Genomic DNA, 25,607 nt, shown 5'->3' with positions numbered 1-25,607 from the left:
GGCCAACCGGGCGCCAGCGTCGTGGATGCTGATGGCCCACAACCGCGGAGACCGTCGTGTCGAATCCTCCCCGCTCCAGGACCAGTCGCCTCACCGCGGACGACTTCGATCCGGAAGTGCTGCGCCTGTTCGACCAGTACGTGCACGGCGCCATCGACCGCAGGGGCTTCCTCGCTGGTGCGGCGCGCTTCGCTGCCGGTGCTGCCGGTGCGGCGGGACTGCTGGCGGCACTGAGCCCGCAGTTCGCGGCCGCGCAACAGATCAAGCCCGACGACAAGCGGCTGTCGGCGAAGTACGTCGAGTTCGACTCACCGCACGGCTATGGCAAGGCCCGCGGCTACCTGGCGCGGCCGGCAAAAGCTGATCGCCCGCTGCCGCTGGTGCTGGTGGCGCACGAGAACCGCGGCCTCAATCCGCACATCGAAGACATTGCCCGGCGCCTGGCGCTGGCGGACTTCATCGCCTTCGCTCCCGACGCCCTGTTTCCGCTCGGCGGCTATCCCGGCGACGAGGACGCGGCGCGCACGCTGTTCGCCCAGCTCGACCAGGCCAAGACACGCGAAGACTTCGTCGCGGCAGCGGGCCTGCTGGCGGGCATCGAAGGCGGCAACGGCCGCCTGGGTGCGGTCGGCTTCTGCTACGGCGGCGGCATCGCCAACTTCCTCGCCACACGCCTGCCCAACCTGGCCGCGGCCGCACCGTTCTACGGCGCCCCGCCGGTGCTGGAGGACGTGCCGAAGATCAAGGCGGAGCTGCTGGTCGTGCTCGCCGGCAACGACGAACGCATCAATGCCGGCTGGCCGGCCTACGAGACCGCGTTGAAAGCGGCGAACGTGCATTACACGCTGTTCCAGCCGCCAGGAACGCAGCACGGCTTCAACAACGACACCACGCCGCGCTACGACGAGGCCGCGGCGAAGGAGGCCTGGGCGCGGACGCTGCTGCTGTTCAATCGCACGCTGCGCGAGGGCGGCAAGAAGTAGGCGCGTTCCATCACCTCCATGCCCACGCGGGAGCTCCCATGAGACTGGCCAGGGTTGTTGTTTGCGCTGTCGTGATGGCGGGTGCAGTGCTCAGTGCGTGCAGTCGTCCTGCCGAGCCTGCTGCGCCTGCAGAACCTGCTGCTGTCGAACAGGCGAAGCCTGCCGCCGCCGCAGATGCGGCTGCTACGGCTCCCGCTGCTACGGCCCCCGCTGCTCCCGCGCCGGCTGCGACGGCACCGGCTGCGACCGCTGCAGACACGCCAGCCTCGCCCGCGCCGTCGGAACCCGCCCCTGCGACTGCCACTGCAGTTACCGTCGCCGGCATCAAGCAGGTGAACGATTCGATCGACAGCAGCCTCGGCGACCACACGCGCTACGAACCGTTCATCCACACCTTCCAGACGGCCGTGGCCAACAGTGACAAGGCCACGGTTGCCGCCATGGTGCACTACCCGTTCGGCGCCACCATCGACGGCAGGAACCATGTCATCAAGGACCCGGCCGCGTTCGTCGCGCAGTACGACAAGGTCTTCACCCCGGACATCGTCCAGGTCGTCAAGGACCAGCAGTACGCCGACCTGTTCGTGAACTACAAGGGGATCATGTTCGGCAGGGGCCAGGTATGGATCAACGGCATCTGCACGAAGAACAGCCGCAGCTGCGAGCAGTTCGACGTCAAGGTCGTGACGATCCAGCATGGCCCGGAGTGACCTCCGGGCACGCGGTCGGCGACCTCGCATGATCTCCCTTGCGTGATCTCGCATGATCTCCGCGGAGGCGTCATCGCTTCTGGTACGGGTGGAATATGTAGTTCTTGTCCGCGACCTTCACGTGGCACGCATGCCCGCAATCCGAGACGCCCGTTGGGTCGACCGTCATTGAGTCGGTGGCTGCGGTGTAGTTGAAGAGCGCATACCCCCATCCTCCGCTCTTCGGGAACCGCTTGCTGTCCTTCTCCATCAGAAAGGCCTGTGTGAAGACGTCGGGCACGTCGACATCGAACGGCGCATCCGTGCTCTTCTTCGGCTTCCACTGAAGTTTGGCGATCTTGGCGCCATCGGGGAACGGCTGGCCGTTGCCCGGAATGCCGGACTTGTACGCCTTGATCATGATCGGGTTTGCGACGATCACTTTCAGCACATCGGTCTTGGCAGAAGAAACTACCGACCAGTCTTCGTAACCCTTGAAGTCGGCGAACGCGACTCCGCTGGGCGATACGAGCGCGTATTTGTCCTGCGCGCCGACAGCCGCACCGGCAATGGCAACAAGCGCAGCCGCAGCCGTGGCAATCCGGAGTTTGGTCTTGCGATTCATGATTGATCCTTGACGTCAGCGTCCGGCTGCCGCGAGCAGAAGCCCGCCGCAGTTGCCGCGAGAACCCTGGTGAAAACGTTCATGCCGTTCTCCGTGGTCTAGGCGCGTTCGAGAACGACGGACCTGACGTCCATCGTGATGGGCGCGAAACTCTGGTCGGCAACACCATTGGCGTCGTGCAGGTAGACACGTCGACGAGTGGGGAAGACGAAGCCGTCGAAGGTCCTGTGATCGTCGCTGTAGTGCGCTACCGGAGGGCTTCCGGTGACGTCGGGCGAGTAATCCATGCGCCTTTGCATGAGCGCATCGTCGAAATAGAAGACCTGCTCGGCATTGTGGTTGGCATTGGACCTTGGGAATGTCACGGCCAGCCGCCGCCAGGTTTCGTCGCCCTCGGTCCACGGCTCGATCTCCCTGGCCTCAACGCCCGACTGCGCGAAGACGAAGGGGGCCGTCAGGTAGTTCCAGACCGCTGCGCTGGTGAAGTAGGCCACTTGAATGGCATCCCACGGAGTAGTCATGGGATCGAACGGCAGCGGGAACGAGCCGCGCGGATGCAGGCGTTCTTCAACGACCCCGCCATCATTCGAGGTCAGGGCGATACGCTCGGGATCTACATCCAGAACCGAGGTCCGGTCAGCTCCCGCGAAAGGGAAGAAACGGATGTGCTGATTGTGCGGATCGAGAGTGACGGTCTGGTCCGCGTAGACATCGGGCCATCCTCTGGCGGCCCAGAAGGGACCTCCCAAGGACATTTCAACCGTGATCTGTTTGAGCGCGGCCCATTGTTCGAGGTCGCCGTGAGCATCGAGAACTGCTCTGAGCAGATTGTCCATCATCGTGTCCTTATGAGACGTCCTGACGAGAGAGCGTTGGAAGTCGACAGCAGAATCCGGGCGCAGCAACCCCCGGCCACGCGGCGATTGCCATGTGGGAGATCGTTCGCGAACGGGTTACTGCCTTGTGTCGAGAAAGCACGAACGTCGATCAGCCGGGGCAGGCTGCCCACAGCGATTGGTTGGGGTTCGTCGAGGTGCGCCTACTCCGTAAGCGCCACGGCGTGGATTGACCGGGAGGGACCGCGTGATTCCAGGGCTACTGCCTTTGCTGGTACCGGCTGTAGCCGGCCGCGAGGCAACGTCTGTTGCTCGCTACCAATCTTCTACGCCTCCAGATGAAGGGCCGCAAGGCCCACGTTGCTCGCGCCAGCGCCTGGCGCGGCTGATCCGGAGGCGGTCGCATGCCGCCCATGGATCCAATGGTTTCACCGCGGTACTTTCGGCACGTTCACCGGCTCATGTTCCAGGTCTAGCGTTGCGGCGATTCGACACCGCAAATGGTGGGCCGACATGCCGACACTCAGCCGTCGCACGTTTCTGAAGCTCGCCGCCGCGTTGGGCGCGACCCTGGCGTGGAGCTGCGCGACGGTGCGTCCTTCCGCCAGTGGCTGGCGCGAGCGTCGTGACCTGTTTCCGCAAGGCGTCGCCTCGGGTGATCCCGATGCCCACAGCGTCATGCTCTGGACGCGGCGCCCCTATGGCGATGGCCGTGAGCGCGCCACGGTGTTGGTGGAAGTGGCACAAGACCCGGCCTTCACGCGCGTGATCGCGACCACGGCGGCGCCGATCCTGGCCGAGGCCGACTGGACCTGTCGCGTGCTGGTCGGCGACCTGCCGCCGGCGGGCGAATACTGGTACCGCTTCATCGACGAGGAAGGCAACGGCAGCAGGATCGGTCGAACGCTGACGGCGCCTGCGCCCGGCGATTCGCGCCCGGCGCGCTTCGCTTTCGTCAGTTGCCAGACCATTTGCGAGGGTGCGCAGAACGCCTATCGGCGAATGATCTGGGAAGACGAGCGCGCCGCGCCCGAGGAACGGCTCGGCTTCGTGTTGCACCTGGGGGATTTCGTCTACGAAGTCGTGCAGTACCCGGACCAGGTCAAGGACGGCCATCGCTACGACCGCCTCATCAGGTTTCCGGTCAAGTTTCCGAAGGGCAAGACGGTCGCCAAGAACCGCTTCTGGGCACCGGACTCGCTGGAGGACTATCGCGTCCTCTACCACGCCTACCTGCAGGACCCGGACATCCAGGATGCGCGTGCGCGCTGGCCGTTCGTGGCGATGTGGGACAACCACGAATTCTCCTGGCAGGGCTGGCAGTCGATCCAGGAGTTCCCTGGCACCGAGGGCTGGGTGCCCGCGCAGACGCTCAAGGTCGCGGCGAACCAGGCCTGGTTCGAGTATCAGCCGGCGCGGGTCTTGCCGCCGGGGTCCAGGCTGGACGCCTTCAATGCACCGCACGTCGTCGACACGCTGGTCAAGGATTTCGACGACGACGGACTGGGAACCGAAGCCAACAACCTCGCCGCGATCGACAGCCTGATCGCGTATCGCGCCTTGCGCTGGGGCCGGCACATCGACCTGATCATCACCGACCAGCGCAGCTTCCGCTCGCGCGACCCCGTCAATCACGACGAAATCAGCACGCTGTTCGAGGGCGACACGCTGGGATTCGTACCCGAGGAATTGATGCGGCAACTCGACGGCGGCCGCGACTATGGCAACGGGCATCCGCCGGCGAAGCTGTCCTTCGGCGCCAGGAGCATTGCCAACTACCGCGTCGGCGACGCCGCACAGACCATGCTGGGGGCGAAGCAGAAAACCTGGCTCCTCGAACGCCTGCGCGGCGCGACGGCCACCTGGAAGATCTGGGGCAATTCGCTGGGAACCCCCGACTGGCGCGTCGATCCGCAGAATCTCCCGACCGCGCTGGGCAAATATCCCGAGGGCGCAGGCTTTGCCGTCCTGGCCACCGGCGACTGGGGTTGCACCTACCACGAACGCGCCGAGATCTTCGACGCCGTGCGCGATGCCGGCATCACCGGTTTCGCCATCGTGTCCGGCGATCGCCACAGCTTCTGGGCGGGTTACGCAGCCAAGGCATTGCCGCCTGCGGCGTTCGAACCGGTGGGTGTCACCTTCGTGACCGGCTCGATCTCTGCCCCGGGCATGGCCGAAGCCAACGAGCACAACCAGAAAGAGGAAAGTCCGTTGCGCCCGCTGTACGTCGCCAACCCGGGTGGCGGATCACCGCAGCCTACGGTCAACCTGCTGTTGCACCACGGCGTGCGTTCGGCGCTGGAGTTCGCCAGCAGCGGCGACCTGCAGAAGGCGCACGCGGTGAGCAATCCCGATGTGGCCCCTCACCTGTCCTTCGTCGACATGGGCGGCCACGGCTACGCCACCGTGCGTGTCGATGCCAGTACGATGGCAACCGACTTCGTCTGCATCCCGCGGCCCATCGAACGCAGCGCCGGCGCGGACGGCGGGCCCCTGCGGTATCGCGTCCGCCACGAAGTGTCGCTGTGGCGGTCAGGCGAACGGCCACGGATGCGGCAGACCATCCTGGAAGGCGATGCGGGACTGGCGGTGTGATGCGCGTATTGCCTTGGGGATTCGGCAGCAGCGTGGCCCGGGCCTCATGACTCCGGAATTGTCGCAGCAGCAAACGGCGCAAGCACTGCCCAGCCGAGGTTCTCATACAGGCCGCGGCCGTCTGCCGTGGCGACGAGAAGCTGCGGACTCGCCACGGCCTTCCTCGCAGCGCCAAGTGCGGCCATCACTGCAATACCCAGTCCTTTCCGCCGGTGATCCAGTGCGGTTTCGATCCGGTCGAAGATGAAGACTTCCGCGGCTTCTGCCGCGCTTCCGCTCGCGGCCAGACCGCCATCGGGCGCGATGACGCAAGCCCGCGTGACAGGCCCTGCCTGTTGAACCTCCATCCTGTATCCACTCGGCAGCGGCTTTTCAGCGAACGTCTGCGCTGCCGCCATCATGAAATAGTTCGCAGGCTGAACCTCCCACCGGGCCGGCAGTGCGCTGCACAACTCCTCGTCGCTGCCGCACAACTTCAGGTAATGGCGCGGCGCCGTGATCTCGTGCGCGATTTCGCGCAAGCCATCGCATGACCGCGGGAATACCCAGCGCTTCACTTCCTTTTCCGAGTGGGTATCGACCCGGAAGCCTCCGCGGTCATGGACAGGAGCCGGCGCGCCACGCGCGATCGAATGCGCAGCCTGCCAGGCGAAAACGAGGTCTGGATCGACGGGAGATGGGGTCATGGGGGATCGTCCGGGGGGCTTTCAACTGAAGCATTGCATGGTCTCAGGAGCTAAGACCCACCCGCTTCCCGCTTCAGAAGAACGCCCGCACGGCGACCTGCACCTGCACGTCGGACTGCGTGGCATCAAGACCTTCGTCGCGCCGCTGGTTGCGGCTGCTGTCCACGCGCAGCACCTCCGCGGTGACACGCAGGCGCTCGTCCGGGCGCCAGTTCATCGCCAACGTGAAGGCGTTGCCGTGCTCGCTCAGCGGCGACGATGGTTCGCCTGGCCGCTGCCGGGTCTGGAACATGTCCATGCGCACCGCCGGCTGCCAGGTGCCGTACTCGCGCGCGAGCATCAGGTAACCGGCGTTGAATTCCGTGTTGAGCACCAGCACGCCCGGAACCGGCTCGAAGATCGTGGCGCCGTGCATGAGCTGGCTCATCAGCGCCCATTCGCCGAACCGCTGCTCCGCCCCTGCGCTCCAGAAGTGCGTGCGCCAGGCAAACACCGTGCGATCGGCGTAGCGCACGGACTCCGAGAGGTCGGCGTGGTTGTCGTAGTACAGCGCGGTGAAGCGCCGTTGCGAGGACGGCTCCCAGCCGAGCGCGCCGTAGAAGCCCGGGCGATCGTCCATCTCCACGAACGGGCGATACTCCATTGGCACGGGAGCGTAGGCGGCGGGCGCGTATACGTCCGGCTGGCGCAGGCTGCCATCGATGCCAGTGGTGATGTCGCCCATGCCCCAGCCGCGCGAAGCGAGCAGTTCACCGGCCGGATCGTTCTTGAAGAACATGGCCACGCGCGCATCGAGGGTGCCGCCCTGTCCGCGGTGCTCGACATGCAACTCCGCTCCGATCGTCCGCAGCTCCTCGCCCACCCAGCTGTTGATCGCCGAAGGCGTGAGCGTCCGCGTCGTGCTCCAGGCAACGCCGTCGTGTTCGAGCGAGATCGGCGGGAAGAATGCGCCGGCCTGGATCGACCAGCGCCACGGCGTGGTCGATACGGGGCGATAGCGCAGCCAGGCCTCGGTCAGGTCGAGCGAGTTGGGCAGCTCGGGCTGGTATTGCGCAGTCGCGCTGGCCAGCAGCGATGGCGTGGCCTGGAACGCCACATTCAATGCGGCCCCACCCGACAGCGCGTCATCGTTGCCGCCAAAGCGCGTCTTGCCCAGGCCGCCGTCGAGCCAGCTGGTCTCGTCGGCCGGGGCTGCCAGGCGCAGGTCCAGGTAGCCTTCGACGCTCACCGACTGCGCCAGCGCTGGCTGCGCCAGCAGACAGGTCATGGCGACCGCTGCGATTGCTCTTCGCATCAGCCCTCCATGCCCGCCGGCTGCCGCCAGCGTTCGGTGTTGGCCAACCGGCCGAGCTCGTCGGCTGGCATCGCCGGGGAGATCAGGAAACCCTGCGCGTGGTCGCAGCCGATGTCGCGCAACCAGGCCAGCGCCTTGGCGTCGTCCACGCCCTCGGCCGTCAGTCGATAGCCAAGCTGGTGGCCGAGCTCGACGATCGAGCTGACGATGATCCGGTCTTCGCGCGAGTGCGCCAGGTTGGTGATGAATGTCTTGTCGATCTTCAACTCGCGCACCGGTAACCGACGCAGGTAGGCAAATGACGACTGGCCGACGCCGAAGTCGTCGATCGCCAGGTCGATGCCCTGGTCGGCGAGACGGCGCAGCACCGCGATGGCCGCATCCGGAGTCCGCATGATGGCGCTCTCGGTGATCTCCAGCACGATCTGCGTGGGCGCAACGCCGTGAGCGCGGAGCAGGCCAGCGATCCGGCGTGGGAGATCGGCGTCCTCCAGGTCACGCGCTGAAATGTTGATCGCGACCCGGATATGCCGGCCCTCGGCCTTCCAGCGACTGGCCTGCGCGATGCCCGCGTCCAGCGCCCAGCGCGTGACGCGGTGGATGTTGCCGGTTTCCTCGGCAAGCGCGATGAACGCATCCGGCGCCACCGGACCGACGACGGGGTGCGTCCAGCGCGCGAGGCCTTCGGCGCTGTCGATGCGGTCCTCGCGCAGGTTGAGCTTGGCCTGGTAATGCAGCTGGATGGCGCCGAACTCGAGCGCGTGGCGCAGGTCGCCCATCAGCGACAGACGCTCGGGCCGGTGCGGGTCGGTCACCGGGTCGTAGATGGCGATCGGATCGACCGCGCGCAGCGCGCGGATCATCGCCACCTCCGCGCGGCGCAGCAGAACGCCCGCATCGGCGCCATGTTCAGGCGCCATCGCGATGCCGACGGCGGGTGCGAAGTCGAGCGTGAGATCCGCCTCCCGGTAGGGTTCGGTCAGCGCATCGACAATGGACTGCGCGAGCGTGCGCGCGTCACCGCGTACGGATCCCGGAAGGAAGACCGACAGCTGCGTATCGGTGGCGCGCGCCACCAACGCATCGCCGGCCGCCACTTGCACGCGCGTGCCGGCTTCGCGCATCAGCCGGTCCGACACCACATGGCCGAGTGTCTTGATGATCTCCGGCAAGCGTTCCAGCCCCACCATCAGCAGCGCCGCAGGAGCATCGGGGCGCGCGGCCAGCGCGTCCTGGATCGCGGTTTCGGTGAAGGCCCGGTTTGGCAGCCCGGTGACCTGGTCGTGACCGGCCTGGTAGAGGATGCGCGCCTCGCGCTCGCTGATGGCGCCGGCCATGTTGCCGAACGCATCGGCGAGTTGACCCAGCTCATCGCGGCGTGCCGGCGTGTCCGGTGGGCTGTAGTCGCCCGAGGCGATGCGCCTGGCCAGGGCCGCCAGCGCCTCCACCGGCCGCGACACGCTGCGGGCGATGACCCACGCACAGACCAGGCCCACGACCAGGCCGAAAGCCAGCAGGCCGGCCCATGCCAGGGCCACCGACCGGTAGGGCTTGAGCGCATCGTCGACGGAGAACCCGAGCACCGCGGCCACGCGCGGGCTCTGGCCCGAGCCTCGCAGCCACACGGCCTGCGATACGTATTCGCGGCCACCCACGTTGACCACGATCGGCGACGTGGGCAGGCGACCGCGCGCGGCCAGCGGCACGGCGAGCCGGCTTGGATCGCTGCCCCGCGCCAGCACGGTGAAGCCGCCCGCGGCGTCGGCGGCGGCCAACTCGATGCTCTTGGGCAACGTCGACTGCTGCTGCAGCCGCCGCACGACCCGGTCGTCCACGGGGACGGCGGCACCGATGTAGCCGACCAGGTCTGGTGCGAACACCGGCACGACCACCATCCAGCAGGCGCGCTGTTTCAACGCCACGATTCCCGCGACCGGTTCCTGCAGTGCGTGCTCGACCAGGTCCGCATAGGGAAATGGCGTGCCGACGGGCGACTGCCCGGTGGTGTCGGCCTGGATGCGGCCGTCCACGCCCACCAGCAGCATCTGCGTGGCGCCGACACGACGGCCGTGGTTACCCAGCGCCGACAGCAGCGTTTCCTCGTCGCCCTGCGCCACGGCGGAGCGCAACGCGAAATCCTGCGCGAGCACCTCCACGCTGGCGGCGGTACCGTCGGACATGTCCTGGAACTGGTGCGCGAACGACTGCGTGGCCACCTGCAGCTGGCGCTTGCCCTCGCCGATCAGTTCGTTGCGCGTGACCTGGTAGACGAGCAGACCGGTGAGCCCCTGCACGACCACCAGGGCGACCACGAAGAACGACGCCAGTCGGAAGCGGAAGCCCATGTTCCCGGCGCGTTCGCCGTTAGTACCGCGTGTGCTCGCGGTCGAACTGTCGCCGCGAGTCCGGAAGCAGCGTCACGGCGAAATCCAGGCTGCGATGTTCGTCCAGGCGCAGGGCGATGCCGGACTGCATGAGGTCAGGACGCTTGGGCGGCAACCGCGGGTGCCACACGCGCACATCGAACTCGCCCGCGGGCAGGCCCTGGAACCTCGCCATGCCGCCGGCATCGGTGTGCGCCAGCCACGGCGCATCGGAGACGTACAGGTAATTGATCATGCCGTCGTGGATGTTGCAGCCAACGGCAATGACCCCGGAACGTTCAAGCTTCAGCGGCGCCGATTGTTCGCCGGGCGCGAGCACGAACTCGAATGCCTTGATCGGCGAGAACGAATAGACGTGATGGCGGGTGCGATCGCTGTTGCGGTAAACGACCTCGTCGCCGGGTCGGAATACTTCGACATAGGGGGTGAAAGCAAGCGCCTTCTGGTCGATCACGCGCACCGATGCCGGGCCACGGGCGGGCGTCCTGCGCGCATCACCCGAGGCGGCGCCGCGCACGACCAGGGTCACCACCGCGTCGGTGACGGCGCGGCCGCCGGTGTCGGTTACGCGCACGTCCAGATCGGCCGCAGCGGCTGTGCCGCCGAGCCAAGCCAGTAGCAAGAAAAGCACTGCCTGCTTCCGCATGCCGCTCCCCCCGAGGCGTCAGTGACGGATGGCCGACCCCCCGGCCCAGCCCCGAGATTAGCACCGGCAGCGTTGAGCGCAACGGGACTTGCCGGCGGCCGGCGCGCTACGGCTTGGGGTCGTCGATCTCGATGATCGCGTAGTCCTCGCGCGCACCCCGGGCGATGCGGCAACGGACCGCCACGTCGTCACCGTGAACGCGCAGCCTTCCTTCCACGTACAGGACGTTGCTGCTGTCGTGGTACGAAGCCGCCCACTGGTAGGGGGTGATGTTCCTGGCGATGTAGCGCGACTCCGCCTCGGAGCGGCACCACGGAACCAGATCGGATGCCTGGTCAATGGTCCGTTCGTGGCCATGGTCGCCGGCGTGGACCGGGTTGGCGAAGAATGTGGCCAGCGTCGCGCTCGCCAGAAGTACGGTCAGTGTCCGCATGATTCCCCCTTGTCCCAGAAGCCCGAGCTTAGCCACCCTGCGCCCGGTCATCAATGTGATCCTTGCACTCGAGGCTCGACGACCACCGCGCTGCGGATCATCGCGCGGGCGGCATCGCGATCGCGCGCGGCCTCCGCCGACAACCATTCACGGAAGCTGGCGATCTTGCGGCTGTCATGCCGGGCCGCCGGATAGGTGAACCAGAACGCGCGGCCGTCGCTGACGACCAGGTCGTGCGCCGGCACCAGCCGGCCTGCATCGAGCTCGCCGCGGAACAGGATCGGCGACCCGATCGCGACGCCCTGCCCGGCGATGGCCGCGGCGATGTCGAGGTACTCGGCGGACAATTGCGTGCCGAACCGGCCCGGCGGGATCGCACCGTCGAACCCGAGGGCGCGATACCACAGCGACCACCAGTCCGGCCGGCCCAGCAGCGGAACCGGCAAGGGTCGCTTCGGATCGCCGCCAATGTCGGCCACCGACTCGCGCAGCGAAGGCGCGCACATCGGCATGAACACACTCGGCAGCAGCTCGACCGTGCGCAGGCCCGGCCAGTTTCCGTGGCCGTTGCGGATCGCCGCATCGTAGCGGCCGCCGCTGAGGTCTTCGGCGGTCGCCGACAGGTCCAGCTCGAAGGCGATGTCGGGATGGCGCGAGCGGAAGCGCCCCAGCTTTGGTGTCAGCCAGCTCGTGCCCAGCGACGGCAGCGTGGTCAGCGACAGGTGGGTCTCGTCGACTTCGGCCGCCTGCACGAAGCTCGCGCGCAGTGCGGCGAAGGCATTGATGGCCTCGCGCGCAACGATGTCGCCGGAGCGGGTCAGGATCACGTGGTTGGGGTGGCGCACGAACAGGCAGACACCGATCTGCTGTTCCAGGCGGCGGACGTGGTAGCTCACCGAGGCCGCGGTGGTGTCCAGCTCCTGAGCGGCCCGGGCGAAGCTGCCCAGCCGGGCGGCGGCCTCGAAGGCCCGGATAGCCGGAAGCGAAGGGAATCGGCGGTCGCTGACCATAAGTCTGGCTGAGTGTGCGGGCCGCATTTCGGGTGGTCAACGTGGCGCCGGCCTGGCCATGATCGGGCCACGAATTCCGTGCCGGAAAGGAGCGCCCCATGCCAGGACCGTCTCTGAATCACTTGGGTCTGGATCACTTGGGTCTGGATCACGCAGGCTTCGACCCCCAGGCCTGCTGTCACGCCCGCCGCCAGTTCATCGCCGGCCTCGCCGCCGCGGCTACGGCCTCGCTGGTCCTGCCAGTCTTCGCCGCGACGCCCGGCGCAGCCGTCGCCGCCGCGCACACGCACGACTGGGAATGGCTGCTGGGCAATTGGGACGTCTGGCACCGGCGCCTGAAGGATCGCCTGGCAGGCAGCGACGACTGGGAGGAGTTTCCCGGCAAAAGCGTGTTCTGGCTGACGATGGGCGGGCTGGGCAATATCGACGACAACGTCATCGACATTCCTTCAGGCAGCTACCGCGGCCTGACCGTCCGCGCATTCGATGCGCACACGGGCACCTGGGCGATCTGGTGGCTGGACGGTCGCGACCCGACCCGCATCGAGCCACCGGTGCGCGGCGGCTTCGACGGCGACACCGGCACGTTCACAGGCCGCGACACGTTCAAGGACCGCCCGATCGTCATGCGCTTTCGCTGGAGCGACGTCCACGGCGCGCGCCCGTGGTGGGAGCAGGCGTTCTCGCCCGACGATGGCAAGAGCTGGGAGGTCAACTGGCGCAACTACTTCACGCGCACTTCGTCGCAGCCCGGTGCGCTGCCGAAGCTCGCCGATGCACCGAAAGACTGGGATTTCCTGGTCGGTCGCTGGAAGGTGAGCCATCGCCGCCTGCGGCAACGGCTGGTCGGCAGCGACCAGTGGGACGAGTTCGGCGGCACGCTGGTCAACTGGCCCGTGCTCGGCGGCAAGGGCAACGTCGGCGACAACGTCATGGAATTCCCGGATGGCACGGTGCGCGGAGTGGGCCTGCGCGCGTTCGATCCGGCCAGCGGGCAGTGGTCGAGCTGGTGGCTCGACGGTCGCGACCCGGCCGCCATCGGCGCGCCGTTGCGCGGCCGCTTCGCCGATGGCGTCGGCACGTTCATGGGCGATGACACGCTTGCCGGACGCGCGGTGAAGACGCGCGTGCAATGGTCGCGGATCACGCCGCGTTCGGCGCGCTGGGAGCAATCGAGCTCCGGCGACGGCGGCGCGACGTGGGAGAGCAACTGGATCAGCGACTTCACGCGCGTGGGGTGAACCGCCCGCACCATCACCTGCAATCCACGGCGTCCGCGCGCCGAGGGTCTGCACCGGCTGGCGAAGGCGCGGCTTCATTACCTCTATCGGGCCTCTACGGGCATTGCTGATCGTCGCCTACGTGGTGCTGTTCTGGCGAGTGACGCATTTGATCCTGCTCTTCAGGTGAACGCGTCGGCGCGGGAACACTGCGTTCTCCGCCTGGTGACGAGGCCTCCCGTATGCTGTGCCCGTTCCCACGGGATCCCAGCGCCATGGCCACCGATCGCTTCGCGTCCGCCGTGTTCGACGAGTACCTGGAGAAGGCGGTAGCGCACGCCTCCGATTACCTGCGCACGCTCCCGGACCGGCACGTCGGTGCGCGCGCCAGCCGTGACGAACTGCTGGAAGTGCTGCGCATACCGCTGCCCGTGCAGGGCGACGAAGGCGGTGAAGTGATCGACCTGCTCGCGTCGCAGGTCGACCGCGGCGCGGTCGCCTGCAACTCGCCGCGCTACTTCGGATTCGTGATTGGCGGCGCCTACCCCGTCGCGCTGGCCGCCGACTGCCTGGTCTCGACCTGGGACCAGAATGCCGGCATCTACGCCATCTCGCCGCTGGTGGCGGTGGTCGAGGAAGTTGCCGCGCAGTGGTTGCTGGATCTGTTCGGCCTGCCGCCCGAGTCCGGTGTCGGCTTCGTCACCGGCTGCCAGATGGCCAACTTCACCTGCCTGGCCGCGGCCCGCCACGGCGTGCTGCGGCGCGTGGGCTGGGACGTGGAGACCGATGGCCTGGCCGGCGCGCCGCGCATCAATGTCATCGCCTCGGCCGAGTCGCACATCACCATCGATGTGGCGATGCGCTACCTCGGCCTGGGCACGCGCGCGTTGCAGCGGGTCGAGACCGACGATCAGGGCCGCATGCGCGTCGATGCGCTGCGCGAGAAGATGGCCTCGCTGCAGGGCCCGACCATCATCTGCGCGCAGGCTGGCAACGTGAACACCGGCGCCTTCGACCCGTTGCGCGAGATCGGCGCCATCGCCAACGAAGCCGGTGCGTGGTTGCACGTCGATGGCGCGTTCGGGCTGTGGGCCCGCGCCAGCCAGGCGCACCGCGGCCTGGCCGACGGCATCGAACTGGCCGACTCGTGGGCGACCGATGCGCACAAGTGGCTGAACGTGCCTTACGACTGCGGCGTGGCCATGGTGCGCCATGCCCAGGATCATCGTGCCGCGATGACGTCCGCGGCCGCCTACCTGATCCAGACCCAGGGCGCCGAACGCGACGCCGTCGACTGGGTGCCCGAGTTCTCGCGCCGCGCACGCGGCGTGCCGGTCTATGCGACGTTGCGCGCGCTCGGGCGCGACGGCGTCGCCGACCTCATCGAGCGCAACTGCGCGCGTGCCCGGCAGATGGCCGGGCTGCTCGCCAGCGAGCCAGGCGTCAGCATCCTCAACGATGTCGTGCTCAACCAGGTGCTGGTCCGCTTCGACGACGATGACGATGTCACCCGCGCGGTCATCAGCGGCGTGCAGCAGGACGGCACGTGCTGGCTCGGCGGCACCAACTGGCAGGGCAAGGCGGCGATGCGCATCTCGGTTTCGAACTGGGCCACGACCGAAGACGACGCCGGCCGCAGCGCGGCGGCGATCGCAAAGGTGTTCCGTTCGCTGCGCGGCCCGAAAGCCAGCTGACAAGTACAGACTTCGCAACAACAGGCTTCGCAGAACAGACTTCGCAACAACAGACTTCGAGAGTCCGGAGAGCGCCATGATCGAAATCATCCTGCTGCTGGGCAGCGACGACTACGCCATCGAGCACTGGCCGGAGGCGCCGGACGTCATCGACTACAAGGGCCGACCCTTCTCGCTGCGGGCCGGCCCGCGGGTACCGGTGGCGACCGATCACGAGTTCGAACCGGTGGCCGTCTATGCGCCGGACGAACTGACCGAGGAAGAGTTCCAGGAACTGTTCTACGCCCTGCAACCGAAAGTGGCCGAGCTGCGCCTGAAGTACTCCTAGCGTGCTGCGCGCGCGGCGACGGCTGGCCTGTTGCGGATCCAGCGCACCAGCAACGCGATGCTCGCCGTGACCACGATCGCGGTGATGATCGAGGTTTCCGGACCGAATTCGCCGCCCGTCAGCCACTCGGGCCCGCGATAGATGCTCTGCAGCGGCGCCCGGGCGCGCCAGTCTTCCATGCCCGACAACGGGATGCCGGTGGCGAAGATCGCGAGGTTCCATGCGGCGTGGTGCACGCCGACCACCCACAGGTTGCGCGAGGCGATGTAGATGCAGGTCCAGAACGCGCCGATCAGGGTGAGTGCCAGCACCATTGCCAGGCCGGCTCCTGCATTGAACCAGTGCATCGCCGCGAATATCAGAGATTGCAGCAGCACCGCGGCGACCGTCCCGACCGCCCCTTCCAGCGTGCGGAACACGATGCCGCGGAACACGATCTCCTCGATCATTGCCGCCACCAGGATCGCGCCGGCGATCGCAGGCACGCCCTGCATCCCGCGGACCGAGACGACTTCGTAGTTGCCCAGCGCGAACAGCGAGAGCGTGGTGACCGAGATCAGCAGCGCGCCCGTCACCGCACCCAGCGCGATACCGGCCGGCGCAAAACGCAATTCGCTGGCGGCACGCTTTTCGTGGAAGCGGACGTACGCCCAATACCCCAGCAGGGCGGACAGCAGGATGCCGGCACGCCGAAGAACGCCGGTCGTGGCCTCCGCAGGTTGGAACAGCGCCACCTGCGCCGGCAGCAGCACGGACCGGTACAGCGTCATGCACCCCACCACGGCGGCGAGTGCCAGCGCAAGTTTCAGCAGCGCCTGTCCCGCCGCGCGTCCCGTGATCAAATGAAAACCCCTTCCAACGCGCGTGAGCCACGGCTTCCCGCCATGGTATGCGAGGTGTCCGCTCAAGGCGAAGCGGCGGCGAGCGAACTAGTCGGTGACCAGTCCCGAGGCCGCCTGCGCAGCGCGTCCGCGCGGGTCCGCCCAGACGCTGTTGGGTTCACCGTCACGGGCGCGGCGCGCGGTGGCGCGTGCCAGCCAGCCGAACCCGAACGCCATCGCCAGCGCGCCGGCATCGATGGCGAACAGTGGCCACTGCCCCTGCAGCGCCGTCACCCACAACCAGGATCCGGTAACCGCGCCATGCGCCAACGGCACCAGTGCGGTGGTGACCGCCGCGGCCCACAGCAACTCCTGTGCCGCCCGCACGGGTGGTCGCAGCGCAGCCCACAGCGCGCACAGCGCCCAGGTCGCGAAGCAGACGACCTTGACCGCGTCATCCAGACCCATCGCCAGGCGCAGCCGCGGCCACTGCGCCAGTTGCGTGGCGATGAACGCCACCGAGATCGCCACGCACACGCCGATGCACACGCCGACCGTGGCGCGCGCCATGCCCAGCTGCGCCTTGCCCTGCTCGACCTGGCGGCGCTTGCGCCGCGACTCGACCCACAGCAGGTTGCCCGAATAGAACAGGAACGCGCCGCCGATGCCGAGCACGAAATAAAGCACCCTTACCCAACTGTTGCCGTACTCGCCAAAGTGCAGCGCATACGCCGACGCCAGCGTGGCGTGGTTGGCATCGCGACTGCCCGGCAGTTGCGTGGCGAGCAACGCACCGGTGTTGGCGTTCATCGCCACCGTACCGATCGGCCCGATCGATCCCGGCGACTGGCCGGCAATCTCGATCGTGGCATTGGCGTCGCCGGCATGCGCCAGCTTGAAGTAGGCCGGCTCGAACGAAGCCAGGCCCTGCCCGCGTGCGATTTCGATCGAGCGCGCATGCAGCATCGCCAGCGATCCCAGCGGCTGTACGCGTCCGGCCGCGGTCACCACGGGCGCAGTGTCCATCGCCGGGCCCAGCGCCGACATCAGCTGGCCGCGGAAGACCAGCGGATTGAGCGCCGTCATCACCAGCATGATCAGGCACAGCAGCGCGCCGGTGACGGCGAACATGACGTGCATCGGCAGGCTGAGCACACCGATGACGTTGTGCGCGTCCTGCCAGAAGCGCTTGAGGTTGCGGCCCGGGCGCAATGCGAACAGGTCGTCGGCGAGCTTGGGCAGGTGGATGATCACGCCCGAGATCAGCGCCAGGCCGTAGAGCAGGCTGACGATGCCCATGAGGTACTGGCCGGCGACGGGAATGCCCAGCGAGTAGTGCAATGCGTTGACCAGCTCCGACAGCGCGCCGCCGGGCATGCGGTCGCTGCCCTCCAGGTTGTCGAGCGTGGCGTAGCGCCACTGGCCGCCGGCGTCCTGCCAGTAGCTGGCGGCCTGCGGGTATTCGCCGCCGGGGAACACCATGCCGACATGCTCGCGCGCCTGCGGGTGGCGGGCCAGCGTCTGGTCGAGCAGTTGCTGCGCGTCGGCGAGGCCCTGCTGCGCCGACATCGGCGCGTGCGGGGTCTGCCAGGCCTGCAGGTCGTGGTGGAACACCGTGATCGCGCCGGCATAGAACGCCACGAACAAGGCGAAACCGGCGACCAGGCCGACCCAGGTGTGCACGCTGGTGAAGGTGCGCAGGGTGTTGGACTTGAGCTTCATCATGCCGGTTCGGTCACTTCGGTGCGCGCGCTCAGCGTACCCATTGCAGCGCCTGCAACGCCCACAACAGGCCAAGGCTGAGCGCCGCGCCACCACTGAACCAGGCCCACGCACGCTTGCCATCGCGGAACTGGAAGGCCAGCGCCATCGCGCCCATCCACAGCGGGAAAAACGCCACGATGCCGGCGACCAGCGTCGACTGCCAGGGGCCTGGCCAGAGCCAGCAGGCCAGCCCGGTGATGCCCGCCGCCAGCAGGAAACCGGGAACCGCGGCGGCGGTGGCGCGACCCCACATCAGCGTGACCCGCCGGCGCCGGCGGGCGAACGCAGGGCCAGGTACGGCAGGACGATCAGGCCGAGCATCCAGGTGCCGAGCATTGCGCACAGCCCGGCGCCGCCGCCGAGCAGCACCATCCACAGCACCAGCCCGACCACGGCCAGCGACAGGCCGATGCGGGTCCATCGCCGCGGGTGCTTCGGCCGCGGCGTCCAGCGACAGTTGCGCGAACCGGCATACAGCGCCAGCGCCGACAGCAGCGTGCTGATCAGTGCCGACAGCGCCAGGGCCGTGTCCATGCCGGTGCGCTTTACCAGTGGAAGCGCGCAGTCGCGGTGACCGTGCGCGGATAGCCGTAATAGCACCAGGCCGCGCTGTTGCAGGCGCTGATGTATTCCTTGTCGGTCAGATTGTTGGCGTTGAGCTGCAGGCGCCACTGGCCGATGTCGTAGTGCACCGCGGCATCGAACAGTGTGTAGGAGGGCGTTTCCCACAGGTTGTAGGCATCACCGAAGTGCTCGCCGGTGTAGCGCACGCCGCCGCCGAAGCCCAGGCCCGACAGCACGCCGGACGTGATCGTGTAATCGGCGCCGAGCGAGGCGACCTGCCCCGGCTGCAGCGGGATTTCCGTGCCCAGCGACAGCGGGTCGGTGCTCTTGGTGACCTCCGAATCGATATAGGTGTAGGCGCCGTAGACGCTGAAACCGTTGCCGACGTTCCAGCGGCCTTCGAGCTCGACGCCGTTCACTTCCGTCTCACCCTGCTGCACCTGGAACAGCGTGTGGTTGGGGTCGACCGTCAGCGTGTTCTGCTGCACCAGTCGGTACACGGCGAGCGTGGCGAGCATGCGGTTGTGCGCCGGCTGGTACTTCACGCCGGCTTCGATCTGATCACCGGTGGTGGGCACGAAGGCGTTGCCGGCGAAGTCGGTGCCGACGGTGGGCTGGAACGACTGCGAGTAGCCGACGTACGGAGCGAAGCCGTTGTCGAACAGGTAGTTGATGCCGACGCGGCCGGAGAACTCGTCGTCGCTCTGGTGGCCACGGGCGCCGCCGATCAGCTCGCGCGTGTCGGTGCCGACCCAGTCCTGGCGTCCGCCGAGGGTGACGACCCAGCGGTCGAGCTTGATCTGGTCCTGCACGTACAGGCCGGTCTGATCCTGGTCCTGCACGGTGCGCGAGGTGTAGTCGGGCTTGACGATCGGGCTGCCGTAGACCGGGTTGAAGATGTCCAGCGTCGGTGCATTGAACGCGAATGCCTGCGCGTACTCGGTGCGCGAGTCGCGGTAGTCCAGGCCCGCCAGCAGCGTGTGCTGGGCGCGACCGGTATTGAAGGAGAACGTCAGCTGGTTGTCGATGCCGGTGTTCTTCGCTTCTTCCTCGGTCGCCCACAGGTAGCGGAACAGCGTGCGCTGGTCGGCGAGCAGGCCGAACGCGCCGACGGTGACCGACGGGTCGATGTCGGTGGTGCCGTAGCGTGCGTTCTGCCTGAAGACCGTGCCGCCGCCGAAATCGTGGGTGAACTCCCAACCCAGCGACTTCATGGTCTTGTCGTAGCCGTTGTAGCCCGGCTCGCCGGTGAAGCGGTTCATCGGGATCTTGCCGTTCGGGTTCGGCAGCAGCGTGCCCTGCGACGGCAGGAAGCCGGCGCCGGCAACGGTGTCGTTGCGCTGGTAGCGCGCGAGCAGTGTCAGCGTGTTGGCGTCGTCCGGCTTCCAGGTCAGCGCCGGCGCGAAGTAGTAGCGATCGTCGTGGACGTAGTCGATCAGGTCATCGCTGTTGCGGGCCAGGCCGGTGAGGCGGTAGGACCACTCGCCGCTGCCGCCGATCGCGTCACCGAAATCGAACGCGGCCTGCATCATGTCGTAGCTGCCGAACTGCACTTCGACCTCGTGCAGCGGCTCGTCGACCGGGCGCTTGCTGACGTAGTTGATCAGCCCGCCCGGCGGCATCGCGCCGTAGGTGACCGACGACGGGCCCTTGAGCACCTCGATGCGCTCCAGGCCGAACGGCTCGATGCGGGTGATGCTGGTGCCCGAGCCATCGGCGAGGGCGAGGCCGTCGAGGTAGCGCGCCGGGGTAAAGCCACGCACCAGCAGCCAGTCGCTGCGCGGGTCGGGACCGAAGCCACCGCCCAGTGCGCCGGCGGTGTACCAGATCGCTTCCTCGGCGCCGTGCACCGCGCGGTCGCGCAGCTGCTCATCGGTGACCACCGAGACCGACGCGGGGATCTCGCGCAGCGGAGTGTCGGTCTTGGTCGCGCTGCCGCTGCTGCGCGCCAGCGGCGCGTGCACCTGGACCTCGTCGAGGTCGGTGGCCGACGACTTCGTCGCCTGGGCCTGGGCGGCGAGCGGGGCGCACAGAGCGGCGGCCAGGGCCAGAGCGAGGGCGTGACGTGAAGCAACGACGGAAGAAGCGGCGCGGCGAGAAGACATGGGGAGACCAGGGTGGGGGTGGCGGATGCCCCGTCCATGGGGTCTGGGAGTCGCACCGGGACCACCGGTGGACATTCCGCGCAATAAAAATGGGAATGATTCGCATTCTAGAGGCCGGCGCGGGTTTGGGCAACGGCGCCCGCCCCCGCCGGCGCGCGCTGCTCCGTCATTGAAAAACCCCCGACGCTGGGCCCCGCCTTCGCGGGAATGACGGGCGAGGGTCAGAACCCGTAGCGCAGGAACCCGCCGTCGACCGCGATGCACTCGCCAGTGACATACCCTGCCGCGGGCAGGCAAAGGAACGCCACCGCTGCCGCCACTTCTTCCGGCTCGCCGATGCGCCCCAACGGCGTGCGCAGGAGCACTTCGTCGAGATAGTCCGGATCGGCGAGCTTGTCGGAGGTGCGACGGGTGCGGATGTACCAGGGCGCCACCGCATTGACGCGGATGCCGTCCTCGGCCCATTCGACGGCCAGGTTGCGCGTCATCTGGTGCATGGCGGCCTTGCTCATGCCGTACGGCGCGCCGGTGCGGACATGGATCATCCCCGAGACGCTGCCGACGTTGACGATGCTCGACGCGGCATGCCGGATCAGCAGCGGGTGCGCATAACGCGACAGTTCGAAGGCGGAAAACAGGTTGACCTCGAACACCTGCCGCCACTCGTCCTCGGTGTAGTCGGTGGCGGGCTTGCCGATGTTGCCGCCGGCATTGTTGACCAGGATGTGCAGGCCCTCGCCGAAATCCTCGACCCAGTCGAGCAGCTCGCGGCGTTGCTCGTCATCGGCGACATCGGCAACGAAGGCCTGGATGTCGCGTTCCGGGAAATCCTCGACCAGCTCGCTGCGCGCGGCATCGAGCGCGGTCGAGTCCCGCGCGGCCAGCAGCACGTCGGCGCCGAAGCCCAGCAGTTCGCGGGCGATCGCGCGACCGATTCCGGCGCTGCCACCGGTGACCAGGGCCAGTTGTCCGTCCAGGCGCCAACGCTTCGGGTCCATGCAGCTCTCCGGGAATCGCACAAGGTGAAGTGGGTCGCAGTCGGCAGGTTGCCGCGCGCGACGGCCGCTGTAGCATAGCCGCCAGACCAATCGAGGGTGCCCGGATGTCGCGATCGCTGCTGTTGGCACTTTTGCCGCTGGCGCTGCTGGCCGGTTGTTCGAAACCCGAGCCGCCGGAGAAGGAACGGCCGCCGGAGCCGCAGGCGACGCAATTGCGCGACGCCATGAAGGCTCCCCTGGAAGAGGCGAAGAAGGCCCAGGAAGACGCCAGGAAGGCTGCCGAGGAGCAGCGCGCGGCGATCGATGCAGCGACGGACGCGACGTCGAACTGAGCGCCTGCCAACCCGGGGCGACCCGGCCTCAAATGAAAAACGCCCGGCAATGGCCGGGCGTTTTCCGTTTCGACTGACGTTCGGGCGGTGCGCTACAGGCCGCAGAAGCAGTAGGCCAGCGCCTTCACCGGCACGCCGCGGGTCGGCGTGATCGCACCTTCGAGGAAGCGCAGGTCGGCGGCCGCCTGCGGCGAAGCCTTGGCGAGCAGGCTGCGCGCCATGTCCGAATCGCGCAGCCAGGCGCCACCGGCGCGGCTGCCGACGAAGCCGGTGAAGAACCGCTCGAACGGCGTCGCCGCCTTTTCGATGTAGCGCACGTGGTAGCTGTCGGGCTTGCCGAGCTTGGCCTTGGTGGCCGCGAACTCGATCGCCTGCTGCAGGCCGCCCAGCTCGTCGACCAGACCGCGCTCCTTGGCCTGCTCGCCGCTCCAGACGCGGCCGCGGGCGATCGCATCGACCTGCTCGACCGGCTTGTTGCGGGCGCTGGCGACGCGACCGGTGAAGTCGCGGTACCCCTTGTTGATCACCGACTGGATCACCTCGCCGACTTCCGGCTGCAGCGGTCGGGTGATGTCGAAGGCGCCTGCGAAGCGGGTGGTGCCGACGCCGTCCGAATGCACGCCGATCTTGTCGAGCGCACGCGGGATGGTCGGGATCAGGCCGAAGATGCCGATCGAACCGGTGATGGTCGAGGCATCGGCATAGATGCGGTCGGCATCCATCGAGATCCAGTAGCCGCCCGATGCCGCAAGGTCGCCCATCGACACCGACACCGGCTTGCCGGCCTTCTTCAGCGCGACCACTTCGCGGCGGATCTGCTCGGAGGCGAACACTTCGCCGCCCGGGGAATCCACGCGCAGCACCACGGCCTTCACGTTCTCGTCGTCGCGCGCCTCGCGCAGCAGGGCAGCGGTGGATTCGCCACCGACGGTGCCCGGCGGCTGCTCGCCGCTGCGGATCTCGCCTTCGGCGACGATGACGGCGACCTGCGGGCGGCCATCGACGGCCTCAAGGCCGCTGTCGAGCTGCAGCAGGTATTCATCGAGCGATGCCTGGCGGAAGCCGCCATCGGCATCGTCGTCGGCGACGCCACGCTGGACCAGCAGGTCGTCGACTTCCTCGCGCGTCTTCAGGCCATCGACCAGCTTTGTCTGCAGCGCGAACCTGGCCAGGTCGCCCTGGGCGCTGGCGATGCCCGCCGGCATCTGGTCGATGCTCTGCGCCAGCTGCGTGGCGTCGAGCTTGCGCGCCTTGGCGACGTCGCCCAGGTAGCGCTGCCACACGTCGTTCATCCAGAACAGGTCGGCTTCCTTGGCCTCCGGCGAGGCGGCGTCGAGCACGTACGGCTCGGCCGCCGACTTGTACTCGCCGACCTTGAACAGGTGCACGTCGACGCCGAGCTTGTCCTGCAGGCCCTGGCGGTAATACGTGCGATAGCGGCCCAGGCCCTCCAGCAGCATCCCGCCCATCGGGTCGAGGTAGACCTCGTTGGCCTGCGCGGCCAGCAGGTACTGCTTCTGGTCCATCATTTCGGCGAAGGCGACGACCTGCTTGCCGCTGGCCTTGACCCGCGCCACGGCCTGCGCGACTTCGCGCAGCGAGGCGAAGCCACTGGCGTCCAGCTCGTCCAGGTCGAGCACCACGCGCTCGATGCGCTTGTCGTCGCGCGCCGCGTCCAGCGCGCGCACCAGGTCGCGCAGCTGCACTTCACCGCCGCGTTCGCCCATGGCCTTGCCGAGTGCGCGCGTCAGCGGATCGTTGCTGTACTGCTCGACGAGGGCGCCTTCCGGCGCGATCACCAGCGTGGTGCGATCAAGCAGCGGCCGCGTGCGCGGACCGGCGCCAAGGATGGCGAGGACGATGAAAAGCAAGGCGAAGAACACCAGGTTGAGGATCAACCGGCGAGTGAAGTTCATCGCATCCCATAACCCGATGAAGAAACGGGCGATCGGGCCGCGACGGGGTGTGTCATTCATTGCAAAGGCTCCTGGCGTACGGTTCCAGCCTAATCCCGGATGGCATGGAATTCACCCGCCATTCGTAACACGCCCTCCCGGCAACCGGCGTGATGCGGCCGTGGGGCATCAATTACATGGCCCGCTCAAGGCCCACGCATGACCAGCCGGTCGGGCTGGCTCGAGCGCAGGAAGCGGGTGCAAAGCAACACGGCGGCGACGGTGAGGCCGGCGATCAGTCCGATCCACATTCCCTTCGGCCCCCAGCCCAGTCCAAGGCCAAGGCCGGCGCCCAACGGCATGCCGATGCCCCAGTAGGCGAGCACCGCCAGCAGCATCGGCACGCGCGTGTCCTTGAGCCCGCGCAGTGCGCCGGCCGACAGCACCTGCACGCCGTCGGGGAACTGGAACGCCGCCGCATACAGCAGCAGCGAAGCGGCCAGCGTCGCCACCGCCGTATCGCGGGTGTAGAAGCTCACCAGCAGGTCGTTGCCGGTCAGCAATACCAGGCCGGAGAACAATTGCGTGCCGATCACGATCGCGTAGCCGGCATACGCGGCCCGGCGCACGCCGTGGAAATCGCCGCGTCCCATCGCGTGGCCGACACGCACGGTGGTGGCCTCGGCCAGGCCCATCGGCACCATGAAGCACAGCGACGCCAGGTTGATCGCGATCTGGTGCGCGGCCGCCGGCACTTCGCCCAGGCGCCCCATCAGCAGCGCGGTGGTGATGAACAGTCCGCCCTCCATCAGCACCGTCACGCCGATCGGCAGGCCGGTGGCGAGCAGCCCGCGGATGATCGACCACTCGGGCAGGTCGAAGCGCCCGAAGAGCTTGAGGTCGGCAAAGCGCCTGGCCCGCCACAGCACGATGGCAAAGCCAATGGCCTGCAGCCACAGCATGATCGCCGAGGCGATGCCCAGGCCGCCGGCGCCCATTTCGGGGAAGCCGAACCTGCCGAACGTCAGCACGTAGCCCACCGGCAGCAATATCAGCAGGCCGCCGGCGCTAAGTACCAGAGTCGGCAAAGTCCAGTGCAGGCCTTCGCTGAGGTAGCGCATGCAGAAGAACAGCGTCAGCGCCAGCACGCCCCAGCGGATGCCGTGCAGGAACGCGGTGGCGCCGGGAATGATCTCCGGCGTGATGCCCATCGCGCCCAGCGCGTAGGGAATGAAGGTCAGGAATGCGAACAGCACCAGCCCCAGCCCGAACGCCAGCCACAGCGCCTGCCGGAACAGCGCGCCGATCTGCCCGCGCTGGCCGGCGCCGTCGAGCTGCGACACCGACGGCGGCACCGACAGCAGCGTGCCGATCGGCACCATCATCGGCAGCCACCACAACGCGGTGCCGATGGTGACCGAGGCCAGGGTGGTGGTGCTGTGGTGGCCGGCCAGGACGTTGTCGACGAACGCGATCAGGCCGGTCGATACGTGCCCGCCCACCAGCGGCGCGGCGAGGAGGGCGGTGGTGCGGACTTCGCCGAGCAGGCCGGTGCGGGCCGCGGAGGCGACGGGGGAAGACGGGGACATCGTTACAACCAGATGCACGACTGCGGCCGCGCGACCGAATCCGATGTCGGGCGCTGGCGCCGGGTCGCGGCGGCCCGCTATCTTAGCGGCTTGATCTGAACAGCTCGTTGTCG

Annotated in this window: 23 protein-coding genes; 7 read left to right on the top strand and 16 right to left on the bottom strand. The window is 67.8% G+C overall.

The window, feature by feature from the left end; genetic code table 11:
- The first annotated feature begins 56 nt into the window (after positions 1–56).
- Together AC1DER_RS10715 and AC1DER_RS10710 are read left to right on the top strand one after the other, a co-directional pair.
- Positions 57–983, top strand: a complete 927-nt coding sequence (locus AC1DER_RS10715; RefSeq protein WP_477247358.1) for a dienelactone hydrolase family protein — start codon at positions 57–59, stop codon at positions 981–983.
- A gap of 332 nt (positions 984–1,315) precedes the next feature.
- Positions 1,316–1,693, top strand: coding sequence for a hypothetical protein (locus tag AC1DER_RS10710; RefSeq protein WP_477247356.1), 378 nt, complete (start codon positions 1,316–1,318; stop codon positions 1,691–1,693).
- Between the two features lie 70 nt (positions 1,694–1,763).
- Here the strand turns inward: AC1DER_RS10710 and AC1DER_RS10705 are convergent, their stop codons facing one another.
- On the bottom strand, positions 1,764–2,297 hold the full coding sequence (locus AC1DER_RS10705; RefSeq protein ID WP_477247354.1) for a cytochrome P460 family protein: 534 nt from the start codon (positions 2,295–2,297) through the stop codon (positions 1,764–1,766).
- Positions 2,298–2,395: 98 nt separating this feature from the next.
- On the bottom strand, positions 2,396–3,133 hold the full coding sequence (locus tag AC1DER_RS10700; RefSeq protein ID WP_477247352.1) for a hypothetical protein: 738 nt from the start codon (positions 3,131–3,133) through the stop codon (positions 2,396–2,398).
- A gap of 513 nt (positions 3,134–3,646) precedes the next feature.
- On the opposite strand from AC1DER_RS10700, the gene AC1DER_RS10695 reads away from it, so the two are divergent.
- Positions 3,647–5,731, top strand: a complete 2,085-nt coding sequence (locus AC1DER_RS10695) for an alkaline phosphatase D family protein (RefSeq protein ID WP_477247350.1) — start codon at positions 3,647–3,649, stop codon at positions 5,729–5,731.
- A 44-nt stretch (positions 5,732–5,775) separates the two neighbouring features.
- On the opposite strand, the gene AC1DER_RS10690 is transcribed toward AC1DER_RS10695, so the two are convergent.
- From AC1DER_RS10690 to AC1DER_RS10665, 6 genes are all read right to left on the bottom strand, one after another.
- Positions 5,776–6,417 carry a hypothetical protein gene (locus tag AC1DER_RS10690; RefSeq protein ID WP_477247347.1) on the bottom strand — a complete coding sequence of 214 codons (642 nt, stop codon included), beginning with the start codon at positions 6,415–6,417 and terminating at the stop codon, positions 5,776–5,778.
- Between the two features lie 73 nt (positions 6,418–6,490).
- Positions 6,491–7,711, bottom strand: a complete 1,221-nt coding sequence (locus AC1DER_RS10685; protein ID WP_477247345.1) for a porin — start codon at positions 7,709–7,711, stop codon at positions 6,491–6,493.
- Positions 7,711–10,056 carry a putative bifunctional diguanylate cyclase/phosphodiesterase gene (locus tag AC1DER_RS10680; RefSeq protein WP_477247343.1) on the bottom strand — a complete coding sequence of 782 codons (2,346 nt, stop codon included), beginning with the start codon at positions 10,054–10,056 and terminating at the stop codon, positions 7,711–7,713. The genes AC1DER_RS10685 and AC1DER_RS10680 overlap by 1 nt, the downstream gene beginning before the upstream one ends.
- Positions 10,057–10,075: 19 nt before the next feature.
- On the bottom strand, positions 10,076–10,726 hold the full coding sequence (locus AC1DER_RS10675) for a cupredoxin domain-containing protein (RefSeq protein WP_477247341.1): 651 nt from the start codon (positions 10,724–10,726) through the stop codon (positions 10,076–10,078).
- A gap of 121 nt (positions 10,727–10,847) precedes the next feature.
- Positions 10,848–11,174: a hypothetical protein gene (locus tag AC1DER_RS10670; protein WP_477247339.1), complete on the bottom strand. Its 327-nt coding sequence runs from the start codon at positions 11,172–11,174 to the stop codon at positions 10,848–10,850.
- Positions 11,175–11,224: 50 nt separating this feature from the next.
- Entirely contained in the window at positions 11,225–12,184 is a 960-nt protein-coding gene (locus AC1DER_RS10665) for a LysR substrate-binding domain-containing protein (RefSeq protein WP_477247337.1), read from the bottom strand.
- Positions 12,185–12,282: 98 nt separating this feature from the next.
- Here AC1DER_RS10665 and AC1DER_RS10660 point away from each other — a divergent pair, with 98 nt between their 5' ends.
- The 3 genes from AC1DER_RS10660 (at position 12,283) to AC1DER_RS10650 (ending at position 15,426) form a co-directional block, all read left to right on the top strand.
- Positions 12,283–13,425: a hypothetical protein gene (locus tag AC1DER_RS10660; protein ID WP_477247335.1), complete on the top strand. Its 1,143-nt coding sequence runs from the start codon at positions 12,283–12,285 to the stop codon at positions 13,423–13,425.
- A gap of 254 nt (positions 13,426–13,679) precedes the next feature.
- Positions 13,680–15,098 (top strand): pyridoxal phosphate-dependent decarboxylase family protein, encoded by a 1,419-nt coding sequence (locus AC1DER_RS10655; RefSeq protein WP_477247333.1) that lies wholly within the window; start codon positions 13,680–13,682, stop codon positions 15,096–15,098.
- 76 nt (positions 15,099–15,174) lie between these two features.
- A complete protein-coding gene (locus AC1DER_RS10650) occupies positions 15,175–15,426 on the top strand; it encodes a hypothetical protein (RefSeq protein WP_477247331.1) in 252 nt (83 codons plus the stop codon).
- Here AC1DER_RS10650 and AC1DER_RS10645 read toward each other — a convergent pair.
- The 6 genes from AC1DER_RS10645 to AC1DER_RS10620 form a co-directional block, all read right to left on the bottom strand.
- Positions 15,423–16,268 carry a CPBP family intramembrane glutamic endopeptidase gene (locus AC1DER_RS10645; RefSeq protein ID WP_441815413.1) on the bottom strand — a complete coding sequence of 282 codons (846 nt, stop codon included), beginning with the start codon at positions 16,266–16,268 and terminating at the stop codon, positions 15,423–15,425. The genes AC1DER_RS10650 and AC1DER_RS10645 overlap by 4 nt on opposite strands.
- Positions 16,269–16,355: 87 nt before the next feature.
- Entirely contained in the window at positions 16,356–17,969 is a 1,614-nt protein-coding gene (locus AC1DER_RS10640; protein WP_477247329.1) for a PepSY-associated TM helix domain-containing protein, read from the bottom strand.
- A 31-nt stretch (positions 17,970–18,000) separates the two neighbouring features.
- A complete protein-coding gene (locus AC1DER_RS10635) occupies positions 18,001–18,264 on the bottom strand; it encodes a hypothetical protein (RefSeq protein ID WP_477247327.1) in 264 nt (87 codons plus the stop codon).
- Positions 18,264–18,545 (bottom strand): hypothetical protein, encoded by a 282-nt coding sequence (locus tag AC1DER_RS10630; protein WP_441815416.1) that lies wholly within the window; start codon positions 18,543–18,545, stop codon positions 18,264–18,266. The genes AC1DER_RS10635 and AC1DER_RS10630 overlap by 1 nt, the downstream gene beginning before the upstream one ends.
- Positions 18,546–18,556: 11 nt before the next feature.
- Entirely contained in the window at positions 18,557–20,680 is a 2,124-nt protein-coding gene (locus AC1DER_RS10625) for a TonB-dependent siderophore receptor (protein ID WP_477247324.1), read from the bottom strand.
- Positions 20,681–20,901: 221 nt separating this feature from the next.
- On the bottom strand, positions 20,902–21,678 hold the full coding sequence (locus AC1DER_RS10620; protein ID WP_441815418.1) for an SDR family oxidoreductase: 777 nt from the start codon (positions 21,676–21,678) through the stop codon (positions 20,902–20,904).
- A gap of 104 nt (positions 21,679–21,782) precedes the next feature.
- Here AC1DER_RS10620 and AC1DER_RS10615 point away from each other — a divergent pair, with 104 nt between their 5' ends.
- Entirely contained in the window at positions 21,783–22,010 is a 228-nt protein-coding gene (locus tag AC1DER_RS10615) for a hypothetical protein (RefSeq protein WP_441815419.1), read from the top strand.
- 92 nt (positions 22,011–22,102) lie between these two features.
- Here the strand turns inward: AC1DER_RS10615 and sppA are convergent, their stop codons facing one another.
- Both sppA and AC1DER_RS10605 read right to left on the bottom strand, forming a co-directional pair.
- The gene (gene sppA, locus AC1DER_RS10610; protein WP_441815420.1) at positions 22,103–23,986 is read right to left on the bottom strand and encodes a signal peptide peptidase SppA; all 1,884 of its coding nucleotides are present in this window, start codon (positions 23,984–23,986) and stop codon (positions 22,103–22,105) included.
- Between the two features lie 125 nt (positions 23,987–24,111).
- Positions 24,112–25,494, bottom strand: coding sequence for an MATE family efflux transporter (locus AC1DER_RS10605; RefSeq protein WP_477247321.1), 1,383 nt, complete (start codon positions 25,492–25,494; stop codon positions 24,112–24,114).
- Between the last annotated feature and the right edge of the window lie 113 nt (positions 25,495–25,607).

This window comes from Lysobacter sp. 05T417, from assembly GCF_056396405.1.
The sequence above is the reverse complement of the archived record's forward strand: the minus strand, read 5'-3'. Positions and strand labels throughout refer to the sequence as shown.